A 20943-nucleotide genomic window follows, 5' to 3' on the forward strand; every position below is an offset into this window, starting at 1 on the left:
TTCACGATGGACACATACGGCCACAGCGCCGTCACGCGACGACAGGAGGCACGTCATGGCCAGCCCTTCCGCAGCAGCCGCGCCCCGCCCCCGCCCCGGTGGCCACGCCACCCCCGTGCAGTCCGGACCCGCTTCCGACGTCCACCCCGTCCCGCGCCGAGCCACCGCCCCGCCCGCCGCCCTCGATCTGCTCGCCAAGGCCCGCACCGGACTCGTCGAGGCCGCCGCGCTCGACCGGCCCCACGAGCGGTACGCCACGGCCCACCTCGCCGCCCTGCGGGCCGCCGCCGCCGTGCTCGCCGCCCGGGCCAGGCCCGAGACCGCCCCCCGCCACCGGCAGCGGATAAGGAGCGCCTGGGAGCTGCTTCCCCAGCTCGCGCCCGAGCTGACCGAGTGGAGCGCCCTCTTCGCCTCCGGCGCCCCGCGCCGGGCCCGCGCCGAGGCCGGCATCACGAGCGCGGCGAGCCGGCGCGAGGCCGACGACCTGCTCAGGGACGCCGCCCTCTTCCTGCGCCTGGTCGAGCGGCTGCTCGCCCTCCCGCCGGTGCTGCCCCGCCAGCCGGGGGCCGGACAGACCGACGGATGATCCGAAACGCAGGCCCGAGGCCATAGGGTGGGGAGCGTCCGTACCCGTCACCGAGGAGTCAACAGCCGTGCCGGACCCTTCCCCTGTCTTCGGTCGAGAGGCGTCGTCGCGACCGTCGCGCGCCTCCCTGCGTACCGCCGTCGTCTGGGATGTCCTCAAGGACGCCCTCGACCGCCGGGCCAAGGCCACCGGGAAGGACAGCCTCGACGTCCTCGACACGGGCGGCGGCTCCGGGAACTTCGCCGTACCGGTGGCCCGCCTCGGCCACCGCGTCACCGTCGTCGACCCCAGCCCCAACGCGCTCTTCGCGCTGGAGCGCCGGGCCGCCGAGGCCGGCGTCGCCGACCGGGTCACCGGTGTCCAGGGGGACGTCCGCGGCCTCTTCGACGTGGTCGAGCGCGAGGGGTACGACGTCGTGCTCTGCCACGGCGTCCTGGAGTACGTCGACGACCCCGCCGAAGGCGTGCGGAACGCGGTCGCCGCGCTCCGCCCCGGCGGCAGCCTCAGCCTGCTCGCCGCCGGGCTCGGCGGCGCCGTCCTGGCCCGCGCGCTCGCCGGCCACTTCACCGAGGCGCGGCACGCGCTCACCGACCCGGCCGGGCGCTGGGGCGCGGGCGACCCCGTGCCCCGGCGCTTCACCGCCGAGCAGCTCGCCGAGCTGACCTCGGAGGCCGGACTCGAGATCGGCGCCGTGCACGGCGTCCGGGTCTTCGCCGACCTGGTTCCGGGCGTCCTCGTGGACACCGAGCCGGGCGCCGCGGAGGCTCTGCTCAAGCTGGAGGCCGCGGCCGCGGAGCTGCCCTCCTTCCACGCCATCGCCACCCAGCTGCACGTTCTCGGCGAGAAGCGCGCCTGACGGCCACCGGCACCCGTTCGGCGGAGCGGGCAGCGGGCGCCGATGGAGTACGCCCCAGCCCGCCCGATGTGGGGTTCCGCCCCGTATGATCGGGGGACACCATCCGGCATGACGGAGATGGCACTGGGGAATCAACGCCTCAGCAACCGATCCGCATGGCGGCCCGGATTGGCTATTCGGCATTGTGGGCGGGTTTCACGGGGGCGATTCCCTGCCTATCCTGAAAGGGCCGCAAACCGGTCGCCCCCGCGACCGACGACTAGGAGGACTCCGTGCCGCTCTCGGAGCACGAGCAGCGAATGCTCGAGCAGATGGAGCGAGCGCTGTACGCCGAAGATCCCAAGTTCGCGACAGCGCTCGAGGGAAGCGGACTGCGTACGTACACCCGGCGACGGGTTTACCAGGCAGTCGCCGGCTTCCTTGTGGGTATCGCGCTCCTCATGGCCGGAATGGTCGCACAGCAGATCTGGATCAGCGTGGTGGGATTCCTCGTCATGCTGGGCTGCGCGGTCCTGGCGGTCACCGGATGGCGCAAGGCGCCCAAGCCGGGCGAGCAGCAGGCCAGGGGTGGGACGGCGGCCGGCGGCCGCCAGACCCGGCAGCGACGCTCCACCATGAATCGGATCGAAGAGCGGTGGCAGCGCCGCCGCGACGAACAGCAGGGCGGCGGCCACTGACGGCCCCCTGAGCGGCAGCCCCGCACCCTTACACGACCGAGCCCCGCAGGGGCCCGCGCCTCACAGCGCGACGCCCTGCGGGGCTCGGTCGTGTCCGTGTCCCCAACCCGTGTCGGGGGATACGGGCGGGGCGGGGCGGGGCCGCGGGTGGCGGCCCCGCCCCGCCCGTCAGCCCGCCTCGCGCGGGGTGCGGCGGAAGAGGGACGCCGTCCGGGAGACCAGCGCCTGCCGCCGGAGCGACCACGCCGTCGCCACGGCCGACCAGCGCGCCGAGGCCTCCCAGCGGAGGCGGACGGCCGAGCGCGGGGCCAGCTGGGCCCGCAGGCGCGCCCAGCGGTCGGCGTTCGCGTGGAAACCGGCCCTGATCCGGGTGGCCTCCTCGGCGAGACCCGCGGCCGGCGCGGGCCGGGGCGCGTAGAGCACTTCCTCCACCGCACGGGCCGCGCGGTGCACCGCGTCCGCGGGTTCGCCCGTCAGCTCACCCAGTCGGACCATGCGCGCCGCCGTCTTCCGCGGCGTCATCGACTCGTCCGGCTCGACCCCGTAGTCCCAGGCCGTGTCGGTGATCTCCTGCCAGACCGCGAGCGTCCGCGCCGCGAGCTCCTCCGGACCGCGACCGGCACCCGCACCGAGCCGCCGGGCCCGCACGCGGTTCCGCCAGAGCATCGGGCCGAACGGCAGGGCGAGCACCACGAGCGCTCCGAGGGACAGCAGCACCACCGTCAGCGGATCCGACCCGGAACCGTCCGAGACGTCGCCGCCCACGGCCGCGTCAGGACCGCAGTCGCCGAGCTTCTTCATCTGCGGCGTGCAGCTCTCCGAGGCGCTCGGCGCGGCCGACGGCTGCGCCGAGGAGCTCTGCTCGGGCTGCGCGGGACCCGTGGCCGCGCCCGAAGGCGAGTCCTGCCGGGTGTACGCCGGGGTGGAGCCCCGCGACGGAGTCGGCTCGAACCGCGTCCAGCCCGCCCCGTCGAAGTACAGCTCGGGCCAGGCGTGCGCGTCCCGGATGCCCACCGAGACGGAGCCGTCCGTCTGGGTCGTGCCCGGCATGAAGCCGACCGCCACCCGCGCGGGAATGCCGAGCGAGCGGGCCATCGCCGCCATGGAGAAGGAGAAGTGGACGCAGAAGCCCTCCTTGTCCTTCAGGAAGCGGGAGATCGCCTGCACCCCGGTGCCGGAGCTCACGTCGACGTCGTAGCGGAAGCCCCCCTTCTCGGCGAACCAGTCCTGGAGCTTCACCGCCTTCTCGTAGTCGTTGCGCGCGCCCTTGGTGACCTCCAGGGCCGTCGCCTTCACGTCGGCGGGCAGGGACGCGGGGACCTTCGTGTACTCGGCGCGCAGCTTCTCCGGGGCGGTCCCGGCCGCGGCCAGCTGCCCGGCCGTGGGCTGCACGTCCAGGCTGGAGACCTGGTAGCGGACGCCGCCGGTGGTCTGCTTCTCGTCGCCGACGAGCATCCGGCCGGCGGGTTCGAAGCGCCACTTCCCGCTGATGTCGACCCGGCCGGCCGGGTACGGCATGGGCAGCCAGCGCTGCTCGTACGCCTCGGAGGCGACGAAGTTGGTGGTCACCTCGGTGACCTTGACGTCCTGGCCGAGCCCCTCGGGCCACGGCAGCTGCTTCGGTACGTCCTCGATGGGGCGGACCGAGGACTTCCAGGAGGCCCCGTCGAACTGGTCGAGGGCGACGAGCCGCAGGTACAGGCCGCTCGTGTCGCGGGCGTTGGTCCGGTAGCGGAGGACCTCCCGGTCCTCGGGCTGGCGCAGGTTGTTCTGGAGGGAGACCAGCGGGTTCACGGCGGTGATGGTGCCGCCCTTGCCGGTGCCCGGGCCGCCCTCACCGCTGCCGCCGCCGAACAGGCCGCCGGAGAGACCCGGCAGCGCGAGCGGCACCACCATGGCGACGCCCATCGCGACGACGCCGATCCGGCGGCCGGTACGCGCCGGGGCGAAGGCGGGACCGCCGCTCGCGACCGACGAACCCGGCCGGCCGGAACGCTGGGCGCCGCCGAAGACCCGGCCCCACTGGGAGAGCCGGTCGCGGCCCTCCGCGAGGAGCAGCAGCAGATAGCCGGAGGCCGCCAGGAGGAACCAGAGCCAGCCCGCGCCGCCCCCGGAGAGCCCGGCGGCCACCGAGTACAGGGCGAGCAGCGGAAGACCGGCCGGGGCCGCCCTGCGGAAGGTGACCGCGAGGGCGTCCACGAGGAGCCCGATCGCGACGACCCCGCCGACGAGCATCAGCCGGATGCCCTCGGTGTCCGGCGCCGGGATCGCGTACCGGCCGACGTCCTCGGCGCCCGCCGAGAACAGGTCGGCGGCGTGCGTGAGGGCCTGCGGGCCGGGGATCAGCCAGAGGACCGCCTGCTCCCGGGCGAAGAACAGGGTCAGCGCGAGGACGCCGGCCGCCACCTGCGCGAGCAGGGTCAGCGGCCGGGCCAGCGGCACCCGCCGGGCCAGCGTGCCCACGCCGCTCACCAGGGCGAGGACGAAGGCCGCCGTGAAGATCCAGGTCGCCGGCTTCACCAGCGGGAGCAGCGCCCCGGCCGCCATCAGGGTGGCGCCCCAGGAGGCGAGGGTCAGCCGTGCGCGGCCGCTCATGACCAGCCTCCGTAGGTGTCGGACGCGGATTCCGTACGGGCGCCGGCCGCCTGCTGCCACAGGTCGGCGATCCGTGCCCCGGGCGGCACGGCCAGCGCCGTCCAGCCCGCCTCCCGCAGCTGCCGTACGCGGTTCTCGACCGCCCCGCCGATCGCGCCGCCGGTCAGCCAGGTGCCCGAGTCCAGGACGAAGGCGACGGCCGCGCCGGTCCGCCCGCGCATCCGGGCGGTGAGGGCGGCCTGCTCCTCGTCGAGGTCGCCGAGGAAGGCGATGAGGAGTCCTTCGTTGCCGCCGCGCAGCACGTCGGAGGCGCGGGAGAGCCCGCCGCCTTCGGAGTGGTCGACGATCGCGAGGGTGTCCATCAGCAGGCCGGCCGTGTCGGCCGAGTCCTGCGCCGAGCCGGCGAAGCCGTCGGAGCCCTCGCCGGGCACCGCGCTGCCGGTGTCGGTGAGCAGCCGGACCGCGTAGCCGCGCTCCAGCATGTGGGTCAGGGAGGAAGCGGCGCCGGAGACCGCCCACTCGAAGGCCGAGTCGGGGCCGGTGCCCTGGTAGGCGACCCGGCGGGTGTCGAGGAGCACCGTGCAGCGGGCCCGCTGCGGCTGCTCCTCGCGGCGGACCATCAGCTCGCCGTAGCGGGCGGTGGAGCGCCAGTGCACCCGACGCAGGTCGTCGCCGTGCCGGTACGTGCGCGGGATGACGTCGTCGTCGCCGGCGAGCGCGAGGGAGCGCTGCTGCCCGTCGCCGTACCCCGCGGACTCGCCGGCGAGCTTCACCGGGGGCAGTGCCTCCGTGCGCGGGATGACGGTGAGGGTGTCGTACGCGCTGAAGGAGCGGGTCAGCTCGCACATCCCGAAGGGGTCGTTGAGCCGGAGCTGGAGCGGGCCGAGCGGGAAGCGTCCGCGCAGGTCGGAGCGGACCCGGTAGGACACCTCGCGCCGCCCGCCCGCCTCGACCCGGTCGAGGACGAAGCGCGGGCGGGGGCCCAGCATGTACGGCACGTGGTCCTGGAGCATGAGCAGCCCGGTGGGGAGCTTGGAGACGTTCTCCATCCGGAGCTGGACCCGGGCCTCGGAGCCCGCCTCCACCCGCTGCGGGGTGAGGCGGCGGGAGGCGGCGACCCGGTAGCGCGTGCGGTGCAGCACGAGGACGCAGATCAGCGGCAGGGCGGCGAGGAGCAGCCCGACGCGCAGCAGATCGGCCTGGCCGAGGACGTACGCGCAGACGGCGGCGGCCACCCCGGCGGCGAGGAAGGACCGGCCGCGGGTGGTGAGACCGCCGAAGGCGGCCCGCAGTCCGCCCCGGTCGTCGTCGCCCCGCTGCCCGTCCGGTACGGCAGCGGCTCCCATCACAGCCGCCGGGCGCCGGGCTGCTGCTGGCCGTAGAGCGGTCCGGCGGGCGGGGCCGTGGCCGGGACGGGGGTGCGCTGCAGGATGTCCTGGACGACCTGCTCGGCGGTACGCCGGTTCAGCTGGGCCTGCGCCGTCGGCAGCAGCCGGTGGGCGAGGACGGGGGCGGCGAGCGCCTGGAGGTCGTCCGGCAGGACGTACTCGCGGCCGCTGAGCGCCGCGGAGGCCTTGGCGGCCCGCAGCAGGTGGAGCGTGGCCCGCGGGGAGGCGCCGAGCCGCAGGTCGGCGTGGGTGCGGGTGGCGGCGACGATGTCGACCGCGTACCGGCGGACGGCGTCGGCGACGTGGACCGCGCGCACCGCGTCGATCAGCTTCACGATGTCGTGGGCGTGGGCGACCGGCTGGAGGTCGTCCAGCGGGGACGCCGCACCGTGCACGTCGAGCATCTGGAGCTCGGCCTCGGCGCTCGGGTAGCCGATGGAGACGCGGGCCATGAAGCGGTCGCGCTGGGCCTCGGGCAGCGGGTAGGTGCCCTCCATCTCCACCGGGTTCTGGGTGGCGACGACCATGAACGGGCTGGGCAGCTCGTAGGTCTGGCCGTCGACGGTGACCTGCCGCTCCTCCATGGACTCCAGGAGCGCGGACTGGGTCTTCGGCGAGGCGCGGTTGATCTCGTCGCCGATCACGATCTGCGCGAAGATCGCGCCGGGCTTGAACTCGAACTCCCGGCGCTGCTGGTCGAAGATCGACACGCCCGTGATGTCCGAGGGCAGCAGGTCGGGGGTGAACTGGATGCGGCGCACCGAGCAGTCGATGGACCGCGCCAGCGTCTTGGCGAGCATGGTCTTGCCGACGCCGGGGACATCCTCGATGAGGAGGTGCCCCTCGGCGAGCAGCACGGTCAGAGAAAGCCGTACGACCTCGGGCTTGCCCTCGATCACACTCTCCACCGACCTGCGGACACGCTCCGCGGTCGTGGTCAGATCAGTGAGGCTCGCTCGATCGTCATAGGTCGTCACCCGGCCCTCCTCGGCCTTCCGGAACACGGACACCTGCCCCCGGGAAGATGTTTCGGGGGGTGTCACCCGAGCATTCTTGTTGGCGTGGCCGGGTCGTGTCACTCGCCGGTGGACAAGTGCGGAGGAAGTGCCGGGCTTTGACCCGGTATGCCGGGGCGTCGTCGGCCCGGCGCCCGGGCCGACCCGGCCCGTACGGAGCCGGCTAGGCCGGGTCGATCTCGCGCAGCAGGCCGGTCGTCACGTCGAAGACGAACCCCCGGATGTCGTCGGAGTGCAGCAGGAAGGGGGAGGTCCGCACCCGCTGCATCGACTGCCGGACGTCCTGGTCGACGTCGCGGAAGGCCTCGACGGCCCAGGCCGGACGCTGTCCGACCTCGTCCTCCAGCTCGTGCCGGAAGTCCTCGGTGAGCGACTCGAGACCGCAGTTCGTGTGGTGGACCAGCATGACGCTGCGCGTGCCGAGGGCGCGCTGGCTGATCGTGAGGGACCGGATCACGTCGTCGGTGACCACACCGCCCGCGTTGCGGATGGTGTGACAGTCGCCGAGTTCGAGACCCAGGGCGGCGTGCAGGTCGAGACGGGCGTCCATACAGGCGACGACGGCGACGCGCAGCACGGGCCGCGCGTCCATTCCCGGGTCGGTGAAGTCGGAGGCGTAGCGCTCGTTCGCCTCGACGAGACGGTCGGTGACCGTGCCGGCGGTGCGTATGGCGTCGGCAGAGGGGTGCGCGGATGTCGACATGGTTCCGACGTTAACGGGCACAGGGCCGCCGGTCCTGCTGTGAGAGCGGACAAAGAACGTCAATGAGCCTTGTTGTGAGCTAACCCACAGGTGGGGGAAGCGCGGCCCCGAACGGGTGAGCCGTCCGGAATGTCCCCCGGGTCCGCCGGCTCCGTGCGACGCGCCAGCCGGTTGATTGACCGGCGGGTCCCGTGGACTAAAGTGACGCGAAGTTCACGGAGACATCGAGCGATTTCCGCGGTTTCTCCCCCGTGTGTGCGGCGGTACCTACGGATCGACTCCCTCCCGCTCGCGCTCCTCCCGCTCGCGCGGCAGCCGGTGCGGAGCGAGAGCCCGGCGGTACGTACCACCGCGCCGGATCTGAGAGGGCGCATTGAGCAACGACCGACACGTCCCGGTGATGCTCCAGCGGTGCCTGGACATGTTGGCCCCCGCACTGGAACGCCCCGGCGCGGTCGTCGTCGACTGCACCCTGGGCCTCGGCGGCCACAGCGAGGCCCTGCTCCGGCGCTTCCCCGAGGTGCGGCTCGTCGCCCTCGACCGGGACAAGGAGGCCCTGCGCCTCTCCGGCGAGCGACTCGCCCCCTTCGGAGAGCGCGCCACGCTCGTCCACGCCGTGTACGACGAGCTGCCCGAGGTCCTCGACCGGCTCGGCATCCCCAAGGTGGACGGCGTCCTCTTCGACCTGGGCGTCTCCTCCATGCAGCTGGACGAGGCCGACCGCGGCTTCGCCTACGCGCAGGACGCTCCACTCGACATGCGCATGGACCAGACGACCGGCATCAGTGCGGCCGAGGTCCTCAACACCTACCCGCCCGGCGAGCTGGTCCGCATCCTGCGCGCCTACGGCGAGGAGAAGCAGGCCAAGCGGATCGTCTCCGCGGTCGTGCGCGAACGCGAGAAGGAACCCTTCTCCAACAGCGCCCGGCTCGTCGAACTCATCCGCGACGCCCTGCCCCAGGCGGCCAAGCGCACCGGCGGCAACCCGGCCAAGCGGACCTTCCAGGCCCTGCGCATCGAGGTCAACCGGGAGCTCGACAGCGTCGAGAAGGCGATCCCGGCGGCCGTGAAGGCCCTCGCCGTCGGCGGCCGCGTCGCCGTCCTCTCGTACCAGTCGCTGGAAGACCGCATCGTCAAGCAGGTCTTCGCCGCCGGCGCCACGACCACCGCGCCCCCCGGACTCCCCGTGGTCCCGGAGAAGTACCAGCCGCGCCTCCAGCTGCTCACCCGGGGCGCCGAGCTCCCCACCGAGGAAGAGGTCGCCGAGAACCGGCGCGCCGCGCCCGCCCGGCTCCGCGGCGCGCAGCGCATCCGGGAGGACGTGCTGTGAGCACGGCGAAGGGGCCCCTCAAAGGGCGGGCCGCGCGACTCGGACGGCTCATGCCGTCCGGGCCCAGCTCGGCCGCCCGCACCCCCTTCGTCCTGCTCGTCTTCGTGCTCCTCGGCGGCGGGCTCATCGCCCTCCTCCTGCTGAACTCGGCCCTCAACCAGGGCTCCTTCAAGCTGCGCGAGCTCAAGGACAGGACCACCGAGCTCACCGACGAGGAACAGGCGCTCCAGCGGGACGTGGACGACTACGCGGCCCCCGACGCCCTGGAGCGGCGGGCCCGCGAGCTCGGCATGGTCCCGGGCGGCAGCCCCGCCTTCCTCGGCCCGGACGGCAAGGTGCTCGGCGAGCCCACCGCCGCGGCCTCCCCGACGCCGACGCCCACCCCGAAGGCCCGGACGAAGACCGCGCCGCCCGCCTCCGCCGACTCCCCGAAGCCACCGGCGAACACCAGCACGAACGCGACCGGCACCAGCCCCACCGGCGCGGGTGCCACCGGCCCGGGCCCCACCGGCGGCGACCGGGCACGGACAGCGCCCGGACCCACGCCCTCGGCAACCGCAGCCACCCCCGTACAACCGACCTCCGGCAGGTGACCGAGCAGTGCCCTCCCAGGAGCCCCCCCGCCGCCGCGTGCCCGGACCCGCCAGGCCCGCCCGCCCCCGGCCCGCCTCCGCCGGAGCCCGCCCGTCCCGGCCCGCCTCGCGGCCCGCGCCGCGCCCCGCCGCGAAGCGCTCCGGCCCCCGGCCCCCGGCCCGGAAGCCCCGCGTCATCCGGCTCGGCAGCCCCCGGCCCCGGCTCCGGCTGATCTCCCTCGGCCTGACCCTCGTCATGCTGGTCTTCGTGGTCCGGCTGCTCCAGGTCCAGGCCGTCGACGCCAGCGCGTACGCCGCCAAGGCCGACAAGTACCGCTTCCAGGACTACACGCTCTCCGCCGAGCGGGGCGAGATCACCGACCGCAACGGCGTCGCGCTCGCCGCCAGCGTCGACGCGTACGACATCACCGCCGACCCCAAGCTCTTCACGCCCGAGGAGTCCAAGGTCCCCGACGCGCCCGAGCAGGCCGCGGCCCTCCTCGCCCCGATCCTGGACAAGGAGCCCGCCGAGCTCGCGAAGAAGCTCCGTACCCCCAAGTCCCGCTACACCCTGCTCGCCCGCAAGCAGACCCCGCAGGTCTGGAACCAGCTCAAGGACCTCAAGAAGGTCTACGGGGAGAAGTCGCGCGCCACCGGCGGCACCGGCGTCAATCTGCTCGGCGGCATCCTCAGCGAGCCCAGCACCAAGCGCGTGTACCCGAACGGCGAGCTCGCCGCCGGGATACTGGGGTACGTCAACGCCGAGGGCCGGGGCGCCGGCGGCGTGGAGTCCATGCTCGACCCGGAGCTCGCCGGCAAGGACGGCAAGATCCGCTTCACCGAGTCCGGCGGCCGCCAGGTGCCCACCGCCGGCTCCCAGGGCACCCCCGCCGTCCCCGGCTCCGACATCGAGCTCACCATCGACCGGGACATCCAGTGGGCCGCCCAGCAGGCCATCACCGAGCAGGTGAAGAAGTCCAAGGCCGACCGCGGGTACGTCGTCGTGCAGAACACGAGGACGGGCGAGGTCCTCGCCATGGCCAACGCCCCCGGCTTCGACCCCAACGACCTGTCCGCCGCCAACGCGGCCTCCATGGGCAACGCCGCCCTCCAGGACGCCTACGAGCCCGGCTCCACCAGCAAGGTCATGTCCATGGCCGCCGTCCTGGAGGAGGGCAAGGCGACCCCCGACACCCATGTCACCGTCCCCAACCGGCTCCACCGCGGCGACCGGCTCTTCAAGGACGACATCGACCACAAGACCTGGCACCTGACCCTCAACGGCGTCCTCGCCAAGTCCAGCAACATCGGCACGATCCTCGCCACCGGCCGGCTCGGCGACACCCAGGCCGAGTCCAACCGGGTCCTTCACACCTATCTGCGCAAGTTCGGGATGGGCAGTCCCACCGGTCTGGACTTCCCGGGCGAGACCCCCGGCATCCTCGCCAAGCCCGAGGACTGGTCCACCTCGCAGCAGTACACGATCCCCTTCGGCCAGGGCCTCTCCGTCAGCGCCATGCAGGCCGCCTCCGTGTACTCGACCATCGCCAACGGAGGCGTACGGATCGAACCGACCCTCGTACGCGGCACCAAGGGGCCAGACGGGCGCTTCGCCGCGGCCCCCGCGCCCCAGGAGTCCCGGGTCGTCAGCGAGAAGACCGCCAAGACCCTCGCCCAGATGCTGGAGTCCGTCGTCGACGACCGGGAGGGCACCGGCACCAGGGCCGCGATCCCCGGCTACCGCGTCGCGGGCAAGACCGGCACCGCCAACCGCGTCGACCCCGAACTCGGCCGCTACAAGGGGTACACCGCCTCCTTCGCCGGCTTCGCCCCCGCCGACAACCCTCAGATCACCGTCTACTGCGCCATCCAGAACCCCACCAAGGGCAGCTACTTCGGCGGCCAGATCTGCGGACCCATCTACAAGAAGGTCATGGAGTTCGCCCTCAAGACCCTCCACGTCGCCCCCACGGGCAGCGAGCCCGCCCGACTGCCGGTCTTCTCCGACCGCACCCCGTGACCCTCCGGGAGCACCAGTGACAACGATCACCCCCCATTCCGGGAACCGGAAATCGAACTCCGGCGACGCCCCGGGCTCTTTTGGCCCCGCACAGGGTGCGCCCGGTACGCTCACCGCCGTGCCACACGCTGATCAGTACCGAACCACCCCGCCCCGGCCGCAGCAGGCCCGCCCGACACCCCTGGGCGACCTGGCCGCACAGCTGGGCGTCGACACCCCCGGCGCCGGCCCCGTCTCCATCACGGGCATCACGCACGACTCCCGGGCCGTACGCCCCGGGGACGTGTACGCGGCCCTGCCCGGCGCCCGCGCCCACGGCGCCGACTTCGTCGCCCAGGCCGCCGGACTCGGAGCCGCCGCGGTCCTCACCGACCCGGCGGGCGCCGAGCGCGCCGCCGCGACCGGCCTGCCGGTCCTCGTCGTTGAGAACCCCCGCGGCCGGATGGGCGAGCTCGCCGCCGAGATCTACGGACGGCCCGGCGCCGACCTCCTCCAGATCGGCATCACCGGCACCTCCGGCAAGACCACCACGGCCTACCTCGTCGAGGGCGGCCTGCGCGGCGCCGGACGGAGCACCGGTCTCGTCGGCACCGTCGAGATGCGCATCGGCGACGAACGCATCAAGTCGGAGCGCACCACCCCCGAGGCCACCGACCTCCAGGCGCTCTTCGCCGTCATGCGCGAGCGGGGCGTCGAGGCGGTCGCCATGGAGGTCTCCAGCCACGCCCTCGTGCTCGGCCGGGTCGACGGCTGCGTCTTCGACGTCGCCGTCTTCAACAACCTCAGCCCGGAGCACATGGAGTTCCACTCCGACATGGAGGACTACTTCCGGGCCAAGGCCGCGCTCTTCACCCCCGAGCGCAGCAGGCTCGGCGTCGTGAACCTGGACGACGCGTACGGCCGCAGGCTCGCGAAGGAGGCGACCGTCCCGGTCGTCACCTTCTCCGCCGAGGGCCGCGCGGACGCCGACTGGCGCGCCGAGGACCTCGTCCTCGGCTCCCACGACTCGACGTTCACCGCCGTCGGCCCGCAGGGCGAGCGGATCTCCGCCACCGCCCCGCTGCCCGGCCCGTTCAACGTCGCCAACACCCTCGCCGCGATCGCCACGCTCGCCACCGCGGGCCTGGAGGCGAAGAGCGCCGCCGACGGCATCGCCGCCGTCCCCGGCGTCCCCGGCCGCCTGGAGCGGGTCGAGGCCGGCCAGCCGTACCTCGCGGTCGTCGACTACGCCCACAAGACGGACGCCGTCGAATCGGTCCTGCGCTCCCTGCGCGAGGTCACCGAGGGCAAGCTGCACGTGGTCATCGGCTGCGGCGGCGACCGGGACACCACCAAGCGCGGCCCGATGGGCGCCGCGACGGCCCGGCTCGCCGACACCGCCGTCCTGACCTCCGACAACCCCCGCTCCGAGGATCCGCTCGTGATCCTCTCCGCGATGCTCGCGGGCGCCGCGGAGGTCCCCGCGCAGGAGCGCGGCGAGGTCCTCGTCCTCGCCGACCGCGCCGCCGCCATCGCCGCCGCCGTGGCCCGCGCGCAGCCAGGGGACACCGTCCTCGTCGCGGGCAAGGGCCACGAGCAGGGCCAGGAGATCGCCGGGGTCGTACGCCCCTTCGACGACCGCCAGGTCCTCCGCGCGGCGATCCTCGAACAGCACGGCCGGGTCGCCCTGGGGGGCGGCAAGGACACAGACAGCCACCCGAACAGTCAGGGATGAAGCAGTGATCGCCCTCTCCCTCGCCGAGATCGCCGAAATCGTCGGCGGGCAGCCGCACGACATACCGGATCAGGCCGCCCGGGTCGCCGGGCCCGTCGTCATCGACTCCCGCGAGGTGCGGCCCGGCAGCCTCTTCGTCGCCTTCGCCGGTGAGCACGTCGACGGCCACGACTACGCGGAGCGCGCCGTCGAGGCGGGCGCGGCGGCCGTGCTCGCCGCCCGGCCCGTCGGCGTCCCCGCGATCGTCGTGGACGACGTGCAGACCGCGCTGGGGGCCCTCGCCCGCGCGGTCGTCGAACGGCTCGGCACCGACGTCGTCGCCCTCACCGGCTCCGCCGGCAAGACCTCCACGAAGGACCTGATCGCCCAGGTCCTCGACCGGCACGCGCCCACCGTGTGGACGCCGGGCTCCCTCAACAACGAGATCGGCCTGCCGCTCACCGCGCTCCGCGCGAGCGACGAGACCCGGCACCTCGTCCTGGAGATGGGCGCCCGCGGCATCGGGCACATCCGGTACCTCACCGGCCTCACCCCGCCCCGCATCGGCCTCGTCCTCAACGTGGGCACCGCCCACATCGGCGAGTTCGGCGGCCGTGAGCAGATCGCCGAGGCCAAGGGCGAGCTCGTCGAGGCCCTGCCGTCCGCCGAGGAGGGCGGGATCGCGGTCCTCAACGCCGACGATCCCCTCGTCCGCGCGATGGCGAGCCGCACCAAGGCCCGCGTGATCCTCTTCGGCGAAGCGGACGAAGCGGCCGTACGGGCCGAGAACGTCCTCCTCACAGAGAACGGACAGCCTTCTTTCAGGCTTCACACACCCACCGGGTGCAGCGACGTGACCTTGCGCCTGTACGGTGAGCACCACGTGTCGAACGCGCTCGCCGCGGCCGCCGTCGCGCACGAGCTGGGCATGCCTGTCGAAGAGATCGCCACCGCGCTCTCCGAGGCCGGCACCCTGTCGCGCTGGCGCATGGAGGTCACCGAGCGTCCGGACGGCGTGACGATCGTCAACGACGCCTACAACGCGAACCCCGAGTCCATGCGAGCCGCCCTGCGCGCGCTCGCGTCCATGGGGCGGGCCGCACAGGCCCGAGGGGCTCGTACGTGGGCGGTGCTCGGCAAGATGGCCGAGCTCGGTGACGCATCGCTCGTCGAGCACGACGCGGTCGGACGGCTCGCCGTCCGGCTCAACGTCAGCAAGCTCGTCGCGGTCGGGGACAGGGAAGCGTCCTGGCTGCAACTGGGCGCATATAACGAGGGTTCGTGGGGTGAGGAGTCGGTGCACGTGTCCGACGCGCAGGCGGCTGTCGACCTGTTGCGCAGTGAGCTGCGCCCGGGGGACGTCGTCCTTGTGAAGGCTTCCAGGTCGGTCGGTCTCGAACGGGTCGCGCTGGCCCTCCTCGACACCGAGGGCGAGGTCGCCGGACGATGAGGCAGATCCTCTTCGCGGGGGCCATCGGGCTCTTCCTGACCCTGATCGGTACCCCGCTGCTGATCAAGCTCCTTGCCCGCAAGGGGTACGGGCAGTTCATCCGGGACGACGGCCCGCGCGGCCACGCCGGGAAGAAGGGCACGCCCACCATGGGCGGCATCTCCTTCATCCTGGCCACGCTCATCGCGTACGCCCTGGCCAAGGTCATCACCGGCGAGGACCCGACGTACTCGGGCGTCCTGGTGCTGTTCCTCATGGCCGGCATGGGCCTGGTCGGCTTCCTCGACGACTACATCAAGATCGTCAAGCAGCGTTCGCTGGGCCTGCGGGCCAAGGCGAAGATGGCCGGCCAGCTGATCGTCGGCATCGCCTTCGCGGTGCTGTCGCTGCAGTTCGCGGATCTGCGCGGGCTCACGCCCGCCTCCACGAAGCTCTCCTTCATCACGGACTTCGGCTGGGCCCTCGGCCCGGTGCTGTTCGTGGTCTGGGCGCTCTTCATGATCCTGGCCATGTCCAACGGCGTGAACCTGACGGACGGTCTGGACGGCCTGGCCACCGGCGCCTCGGTGATGGTCTTCGGCGCGTACACCTTCATCGGGCTCTGGCAGTTCCAGGAGTCCTGTGCGAACGCGGTGACGCTGACCAACCCCAACGCCTGTTTCGAGGTGCGCGACCCGCTCGACCTCGCCGTCGTCGCGTCCGCCCTCATGGGCTCCTGCTTCGGCTTCCTGTGGTGGAACACCTCGCCCGCCAAGATCTTCATGGGCGACACCGGCTCGCTGGCCCTCGGCGGCGCGCTGGCCGGTCTCGCCATCTGCTCCCGTACGGAGCTCCTGCTGGCCCTGCTCGGCGGCCTGTTCGTGCTGATCACGATGTCCGTGGTCATCCAGGTCGGTTCGTTCAAGATGACCGGCAAGCGCGTCTTCCGGATGGCGCCACTCCAGCACCACTTCGAACTCAAGGGGTGGTCCGAGGTCCTGGTCGTCGTCCGGTTCTGGATCATCCAGGGCATGTGCGTGATCGTGGGCCTGGGCCTCTTCTACGCGGGATGGGCATCGGAGAAGTGACAGAACAGCTCGACTGGAACGGCAAGAAGGTCACCGTCGCGGGGCTCGGCGTCTCCGGGATTCCGGCCGCCCGGGTGCTGCACGGCCTGGGCGCGGTCGTGACCGTCGTCAACGACGGCGACGACGAGCGCTCCCGGGCGCAGGCCGCCGACCTGGAGGCGGAGGGCGTCACCGTCCGCCTCGGCGACGGGGCCACCCTGCCGACCGGCACCGAGCTGATCGTCACCACCCCCGGCTGGCGGCCCGACAAGCCGCTCTTCGCGGCCGCCGCCGAGGCGGGCGTCGAGGTCTGGGGCGACGTCGAACTGGCCTGGCGCCTGCGCGGCCCCGACGCCGCTCCGTGGCTCGCGGTCACCGGCACCAACGGCAAGACCACGACCGTGCGGATGCTCGCCTCGATCCTGGAGGCGGCCGGTCTGCGGACCGCCGCCGTCGGCAACATCGGGGTCTCGCTCCTCGACGCCGTCCTCGGCGAGGAGCCGTACGACGTGCTCGCTGTCGAGCTCTCCAGCTACCAGCTCCACTGGGCGCCGTCCGTCCGCGTCCACTCGGCCGCCGTCCTCAACCTGGCGCCGGACCACCTCGACTGGCACGGCTCGATGGAGGCGTACGCCGCCGACAAGGGCCGCGTCTACGAGGGCAACCAGGTCGCCTGCGTCTACAACGTCGCCGACAAGGCGACCGAGGACCTGGTCGTCGAGGCCGACGTCGAGGAGGGCTGCCGCGCCATCGGCTTCACCCTCGGCACCCCCGGCCCGTCCGAACTGGGCGTCGTCGAGGGCATCCTCGTCGACCGGGCCTTCGTCGAGAACCGGCAGAAGAACGCCCAGGAACTCGCCGAGGTCGCCGACGTCCAGCCGCCGGCCCCGCACAACATCGCCAACGCGCTCGCCGCGGCCGCCCTCGCCCGCGCCTTCGGCGTCTCCGCGACGGCCGTACGGGACGGGCTGAAGGCCTTCCGGCCGGACCCGCACCGCATCGAACTCGTCGAGGAGATCGAGGGCGTCACGTACGTCGACGACTCCAAGGCCACCAACACCCATGCCGCGGAAGCCTCGTTGGCGGCCTACGACCCGATCGTCTGGATCGCCGGCGGCCTCGCCAAGGGCGCGACCTTCGACGAGCTCGTCCAGAAGTCGGCGAAGCGCTTGCGCGGGGCCGTCCTGATCGGCGCCGACCGCGCGCTGATCCGCGAAGCCCTGGCGCGACACGCCCCGGAAGTACCCGTGGTGGACCTCGGCCGGACCGACACTGGGGCGATGTCCGAGGCGGTCCGGGAGGCGGCCCGGCTGGCCCGCCCGGGGGACACGGTGCTCCTCGCCCCGGCCTGCGCCTCGATGGACATGTTCACCAACTACAACAAGCGGGGCGAGGCCTTCGCGGACGCTGTCCGCGCCCTCGCCACCACCGGGGACGCCTGACCTGACCAGTGGGAGGGTCCGGCCGGACCGGGCACGACTGGAGGGGGCAGCGACCATGCCGAGCAAGATCGCCGGGACACGCCGGCCTTCCGCCGTACGCGGCGGAGGGCGGGCGCCAGCGACCCCGCGGCGACCGCGCGGCGGGGGCGTACGGCGGCTGTACGAGCGGGCGCTGAAGGCCTGGGACCGGCCCCTCACGGCGTACTACGTGATCATCGGTGCCGCCCTGCTCATCACCATGCTCGGCCTGGTGATGGTCTTCTCCGCCTCGATGATCACGGCCCTCCGCTACGACCTGGTGCCCTCCTACTTCTTCCGGAAGCAGTTCTTCGCCGCGCTCCTGGGCACCGGACTGCTCCTGGCCGCCTCCCGGATGCCGGTGAAACTGCACCGGGCGCTCGCCTACCCGATCCTGGTCGGCGCCGTCTTCCTGATGGTGCTCGTGCAGATCCCCGGGATAGGGCACTCGGTCAACGGCAACCAGAACTGGATCTCGCTCGGCGGCCCCTTCCAGCTCCAGCCCAGCGAGTTCGGCAAGCTGGCGCTGATCCTGTGGGGGGCCGACCTGCTCGCCCGCAAGCAGGACATGCGGCTGCTGTCCCAGTGGAAGCACATGCTCGTGCCGCTGGTCCCCGTGGCCTTCATGCTGCTCGGACTGATCATGCTCGGCGGCGACATGGGCACCTCGATCATCCTCGCCGCGATCCTCTTCGGTCTGCTGTGGACGGCCGGCGCCCCCACCCGGCTCTTCGTCGGAGTGCTCTCCGTCGCCGGCGCGATCGGTGTGCTGCTGATCAAGACGAGTGACAACCGGATGAAGCGCTTCGACTGCATCGGCGCGACCGACCCCGGTGGCGAGGGAGCCCCCTGTCTCCAGGCCGCGCACGGAATCTATGCTCTGGCCTCGGGCGGATGGTTCGGTTCCGGGCTCGGTGCCAGTGTGGAGAAATGGGGCCAACTCCCCGAAGCGCACACCGACTTCATCTTCGCGGTCACCGGTGAGGAACTGGGCCTCGCGGGGACGCTGTCGGTACTCGCCCTGTTCGCGGCTCTAGGCTATGCGGGTATCCGCGTGGCCGGACGCACGGAGGACCCCTTCGTGAGGTACGCCGCGGGAGGCGTGACCACCTGGATCACGGCGCAGGCCGTGATCAACATCGGTGCGGTGCTCGGCTTGCTGCCGATCGCCGGAGTCCCGCTCCCGCTGTTCTCGTACGGGGGGTCGGCCCTGCTGCCGACCATGTTCGCCGTCGGGCTCCTCATCGCCTTCGCGCGACAGGAACCCGCCGCGAAAGCGGCCCTGGCCATGCGCCGCCCCGGCTGGGGCAAGCGGGCCGGGGTGAGATGGAAGTCGATGCGACGGCGCGTCAAGAAGCGCCCGTCCGGAGAGCGGTGAATTTCGGTGCATGTCGTACTCGCCGGCGGGGGGACCGCCGGCCACATCGAGCCGGCGCTGGCCCTCGCGGACGCCCTGCGCAGGCAGGACCCCAGCGTGGGGATCACAGCGCTGGGCACGGAAAAGGGTCTGGAGACCCGGCTCGTGCCCGAGCGGGGCTACGAGTTGGCGCTCATCCCCGCCGTACCGCTGCCCCGTAAGCCCACCCCCGAGCTGATCACCGTTCCCGGGCGGCTCCGCGGCACCATCAAGGCCGCCGAGCAGATCCTGGAGCGGACGAAGGCGGACTGCGTGGTCGGCTTCGGCGGCTACGTGGCGCTGCCCGGCTATCTCGCGGCCAAGCGGCTCGGGGTGCCGATCGTGGTCCACGAGGCCAACGCCCGGCCAGGGCTCGCCAACAAGATCGGCTCGCGGTACGCGGCCGGGGTCGCCGTCGCCACCCCGGACAGCAAGCTCCGCAACGCCCGCTACATCGGCATCCCGCTGCGGCACACCATCGCGACCCTCGACCGGGCGCGCGTGCGTCCCGAGGCGCGCGCCGCCTTCGGGCTCGACCCGAACCTGCCGACGCTGCTCGTCTCGGGCGGCTCGCAGGGCGCCCGGCGGCTCAACGAGGTCGTCCAGCAGATCGCCCCGGTGCTCCAGCGCTCGGGCATCCAGATCCTGCACGCGGTGGGCCCGAAGAACGAAATGCCGCGCGTCGACAACATGCCCGGTATGCCGCCGTACGTGCCGGTACCGTACGTGGACCGGATGGATCTCGCGTACGCCGCTGCCGACATGATGCTCTGCCGCGCGGGCGCGATGACCGTCGCCGAGCTCTCCGCCGTCGGGCTGCCGGCCGCCTACGTCCCGCTGCCCATCGGCAACGGTGAACAGCGGCTCAACGCCCAGCCGGTGGTCAAGGCCGGCGGTGGACTCCTCGTCGACGACGCGGAGCTGACGCCGCAGTGGGTGCAGGGCAACGTCCTGCCCGTACTGGCCGATCCGCACCGGTTGTACGAGATGTCCCGTGCGGCCGCCGAGTTCGGCCGCCGGGACGCCGACGACCTGCTCGTCGGCATGGTGTACGAGGCGATCGCCGCCCGCCGACAGGCGTAGCGGCGGCGGAAGGCGGAAGCGTGGCAGCCGGATCGACGACCGCCGAGAAGAGCGGCGCGAAGAAGCCGAAGGGGTCGCCGGAGCGGCCGTCCCGCACGGGCGCCCGGAATCAGCGGTTCCGGGTGCCCGCCCCCCGTGTGCTCCTCGTCGCGCTCGGCGTCGTCGCCCTCACGGCCGGGGTGATCTGGGCGCTGTACGGATCGACCTGGTTCCGTGTAGAACGTGTGAAGACTTCCGGCACAAGGGTTCTGACCCCCGGTGAGGTCGAGAAGGTCGCCGCCGTTCCGACGGGGGCGCCGCTCGTCTCCGTCGACACCGAGGTGATCGAAGCGCGGCTCCGGCAGCAGCTCCCGCGCATCGAATCCGTCGACGTCGTGCGGTCCTGGCCGCACGGAATCGGTCTGAAAGTGACAGAACGGAAGCCCGTACTCCTGCTGGAAAAGGGCACGAAGTTCATCGAAGTGGACGCGACCGGCGTCCGGTTCGCCACCGTCGACACCGCCCCCCGGGGCGTCCCCCGGCTCGTCCTCGACGCCGCCTCCTCGCCCAGCCTGCGCCGCTTCGACGCGGACCGGCTGCTGGGCGAGGCGGTCCGCGTCAGGGGTGAACTCCCGGAGGAAATCGCCCGGAACACTCGTGTCGTCCGCGTCACCTCGTACGACTCCGTCACTCTGGAGCTGACCAAGGGGCGCACCGTCTTCTGGGGGAGCGCGGAACACGGTCCGGTGAAAGCCCGGGTGCTGACCGCTCTCATGAAGGCGACGCCCAAAGCGGGGCACTTCGATGTAAGTGCCCCCACGGCGCCCGCGTCGTCCGGGAGTTGACGGACATCGCCGCTGGCCAGCACCCTGGTTCGCCAGCGCTCCGGGTGATCACATAGGGTGAAAAGAAAAACGGGAGGTTCGGCGTGTTCGTTGAACGTGCGCCGCTTGTCGACTTAGTGTCCTGTTCGGAAGAGTCCAGCGAACAGCGACACTGGTAACCCTAAACTTCAACGTTAGGGTTTGGGTCGGCGTTCCGGACCGCCCCAATCGGCATCCGTCGTCGCAGCGCGACCAACCACCGCGTAGCG

The 20943-nt window shown here is 72.6% G+C and carries 17 protein-coding genes; 13 read left to right on the forward strand and 4 right to left on the reverse strand.

Annotation, left to right across the window (positions count from 1 at the left end):
* Positions 1 to 55: 55 nt before the first annotated feature.
* The 3 genes from ACZ6K0_RS30190 (at position 56) to ACZ6K0_RS30200 (ending at position 2119) form a co-directional block, all read left to right on the forward strand.
* Complete coding sequence (locus tag ACZ6K0_RS30190) at positions 56 to 586, forward strand: SAV_6107 family HEPN domain-containing protein (RefSeq protein WP_469228325.1); 531 nt, start codon at positions 56 to 58, stop codon at positions 584 to 586.
* Between the two features lie 67 nt (positions 587 to 653).
* Positions 654 to 1442, forward strand: a complete 789-nt coding sequence (locus ACZ6K0_RS30195; RefSeq protein WP_376395416.1) for a methyltransferase — start codon at positions 654 to 656, stop codon at positions 1440 to 1442.
* Positions 1443 to 1714: 272 nt separating this feature from the next.
* Entirely contained in the window at positions 1715 to 2119 is a 405-nt protein-coding gene (locus ACZ6K0_RS30200) for a DUF3040 domain-containing protein (protein ID WP_056645593.1), read from the forward strand.
* A 168-nt stretch (positions 2120 to 2287) separates the two neighbouring features.
* On the opposite strand, the gene ACZ6K0_RS30205 is transcribed toward ACZ6K0_RS30200, so the two are convergent.
* From ACZ6K0_RS30205 to ACZ6K0_RS30220, 4 genes are all read right to left on the reverse strand, one after another.
* On the reverse strand, positions 2288 to 4714 hold the full coding sequence (locus tag ACZ6K0_RS30205; protein ID WP_469228323.1) for a transglutaminase TgpA family protein: 2427 nt from the start codon (positions 4712 to 4714) through the stop codon (positions 2288 to 2290).
* On the reverse strand, positions 4711 to 6060 hold the full coding sequence (locus ACZ6K0_RS30210; RefSeq protein ID WP_376395409.1) for a DUF58 domain-containing protein: 1350 nt from the start codon (positions 6058 to 6060) through the stop codon (positions 4711 to 4713). Before ACZ6K0_RS30210 ends, ACZ6K0_RS30205 begins: the two co-directional genes overlap by 4 nt.
* Complete coding sequence (locus tag ACZ6K0_RS30215) at positions 6060 to 7079, reverse strand: AAA family ATPase (protein ID WP_376395406.1); 1020 nt, start codon at positions 7077 to 7079, stop codon at positions 6060 to 6062. Before ACZ6K0_RS30215 ends, ACZ6K0_RS30210 begins: the two co-directional genes overlap by 1 nt.
* Positions 7080 to 7281: 202 nt before the next feature.
* Positions 7282 to 7821 carry a beta-class carbonic anhydrase gene (locus ACZ6K0_RS30220; RefSeq protein ID WP_376395404.1) on the reverse strand — a complete coding sequence of 180 codons (540 nt, stop codon included), beginning with the start codon at positions 7819 to 7821 and terminating at the stop codon, positions 7282 to 7284.
* 373 nt (positions 7822 to 8194) lie between these two features.
* On the opposite strand from ACZ6K0_RS30220, the gene rsmH reads away from it, so the two are divergent.
* Genes rsmH through ACZ6K0_RS30270 form a run of 10 tightly spaced genes read left to right on the forward strand, consistent with a single transcriptional unit; the run spans position 8195 to position 20695 of the window.
* On the forward strand, positions 8195 to 9151 hold the full coding sequence (gene rsmH, locus ACZ6K0_RS30225; protein ID WP_376395402.1) for a 16S rRNA (cytosine(1402)-N(4))-methyltransferase RsmH: 957 nt from the start codon (positions 8195 to 8197) through the stop codon (positions 9149 to 9151).
* A complete protein-coding gene (gene ftsL, locus ACZ6K0_RS30230; protein ID WP_469228321.1) occupies positions 9148 to 9744 on the forward strand; it encodes a cell division protein FtsL in 597 nt (198 codons plus the stop codon). The genes rsmH and ftsL overlap by 4 nt, the downstream gene beginning before the upstream one ends.
* A gap of 7 nt (positions 9745 to 9751) precedes the next feature.
* The gene (locus ACZ6K0_RS30235) at positions 9752 to 11743 is read left to right on the forward strand and encodes a peptidoglycan D,D-transpeptidase FtsI family protein (protein WP_469228319.1); all 1992 of its coding nucleotides are present in this window, start codon (positions 9752 to 9754) and stop codon (positions 11741 to 11743) included.
* Positions 11744 to 11759: 16 nt separating this feature from the next.
* Positions 11760 to 13457, forward strand: coding sequence for a UDP-N-acetylmuramoyl-L-alanyl-D-glutamate--2,6-diaminopimelate ligase (locus tag ACZ6K0_RS30240; protein WP_469228317.1), 1698 nt, complete (start codon positions 11760 to 11762; stop codon positions 13455 to 13457).
* A gap of 4 nt (positions 13458 to 13461) precedes the next feature.
* Complete coding sequence (locus tag ACZ6K0_RS30245; protein WP_376395391.1) at positions 13462 to 14886, forward strand: UDP-N-acetylmuramoyl-tripeptide--D-alanyl-D-alanine ligase; 1425 nt, start codon at positions 13462 to 13464, stop codon at positions 14884 to 14886.
* Entirely contained in the window at positions 14883 to 15953 is a 1071-nt protein-coding gene (gene mraY, locus ACZ6K0_RS30250) for a phospho-N-acetylmuramoyl-pentapeptide-transferase (protein ID WP_376395388.1), read from the forward strand. Before ACZ6K0_RS30245 ends, mraY begins: the two co-directional genes overlap by 4 nt.
* Complete coding sequence (murD, locus tag ACZ6K0_RS30255) at positions 15935 to 17374, forward strand: UDP-N-acetylmuramoyl-L-alanine--D-glutamate ligase (protein ID WP_376395385.1); 1440 nt, start codon at positions 15935 to 15937, stop codon at positions 17372 to 17374. Before mraY ends, murD begins: the two co-directional genes overlap by 19 nt.
* A 55-nt stretch (positions 17375 to 17429) precedes the next feature.
* A complete protein-coding gene (ftsW, locus tag ACZ6K0_RS30260; protein ID WP_024757247.1) occupies positions 17430 to 18770 on the forward strand; it encodes a putative lipid II flippase FtsW in 1341 nt (446 codons plus the stop codon).
* Positions 18771 to 18776: 6 nt separating this feature from the next.
* Positions 18777 to 19871, forward strand: coding sequence for an undecaprenyldiphospho-muramoylpentapeptide beta-N-acetylglucosaminyltransferase (gene murG, locus ACZ6K0_RS30265; protein WP_024757246.1), 1095 nt, complete (start codon positions 18777 to 18779; stop codon positions 19869 to 19871).
* A 20-nt stretch (positions 19872 to 19891) separates the two neighbouring features.
* On the forward strand, positions 19892 to 20695 hold the full coding sequence (locus ACZ6K0_RS30270; protein ID WP_469228314.1) for a cell division protein FtsQ/DivIB: 804 nt from the start codon (positions 19892 to 19894) through the stop codon (positions 20693 to 20695).
* Positions 20696 to 20943: the final 248 nt, after the last annotated feature.

Source organism: Streptomyces sp. NPDC042346 (assembly GCF_055581845.1).

Bases quoted from the DNA above. Each gene is read 5' to 3' on its own strand.
- ACZ6K0_RS30190 (WP_469228325.1), top strand. From the start codon at position 56: ATGGCCAGCCCTTCCGCAGCAGCCGCGCCCCGCCCCCGCCCCGGTGGC.
- ACZ6K0_RS30205 (WP_469228323.1), bottom strand. From the start codon at position 4,714: ATGAGCGGCCGCGCACGGCTGACCCTCGCCTCCTGGGGCGCCACCCTG.
- ACZ6K0_RS30210 (WP_376395409.1), bottom strand. From the start codon at position 6,060: ATGGGAGCCGCTGCCGTACCGGACGGGCAGCGGGGCGACGACGACCGG.
- ACZ6K0_RS30220 (WP_376395404.1), bottom strand. From the start codon at position 7,821: ATGTCGACATCCGCGCACCCCTCTGCCGACGCCATACGCACCGCCGGC.
- mraY (WP_376395388.1), top strand. From the start codon at position 14,883: ATGAGGCAGATCCTCTTCGCGGGGGCCATCGGGCTCTTCCTGACCCTG.
- murD (WP_376395385.1), top strand. From the start codon at position 15,935: ATGGGCATCGGAGAAGTGACAGAACAGCTCGACTGGAACGGCAAGAAG.
- ftsW (WP_024757247.1), top strand. From the start codon at position 17,430: ATGCCGAGCAAGATCGCCGGGACACGCCGGCCTTCCGCCGTACGCGGC.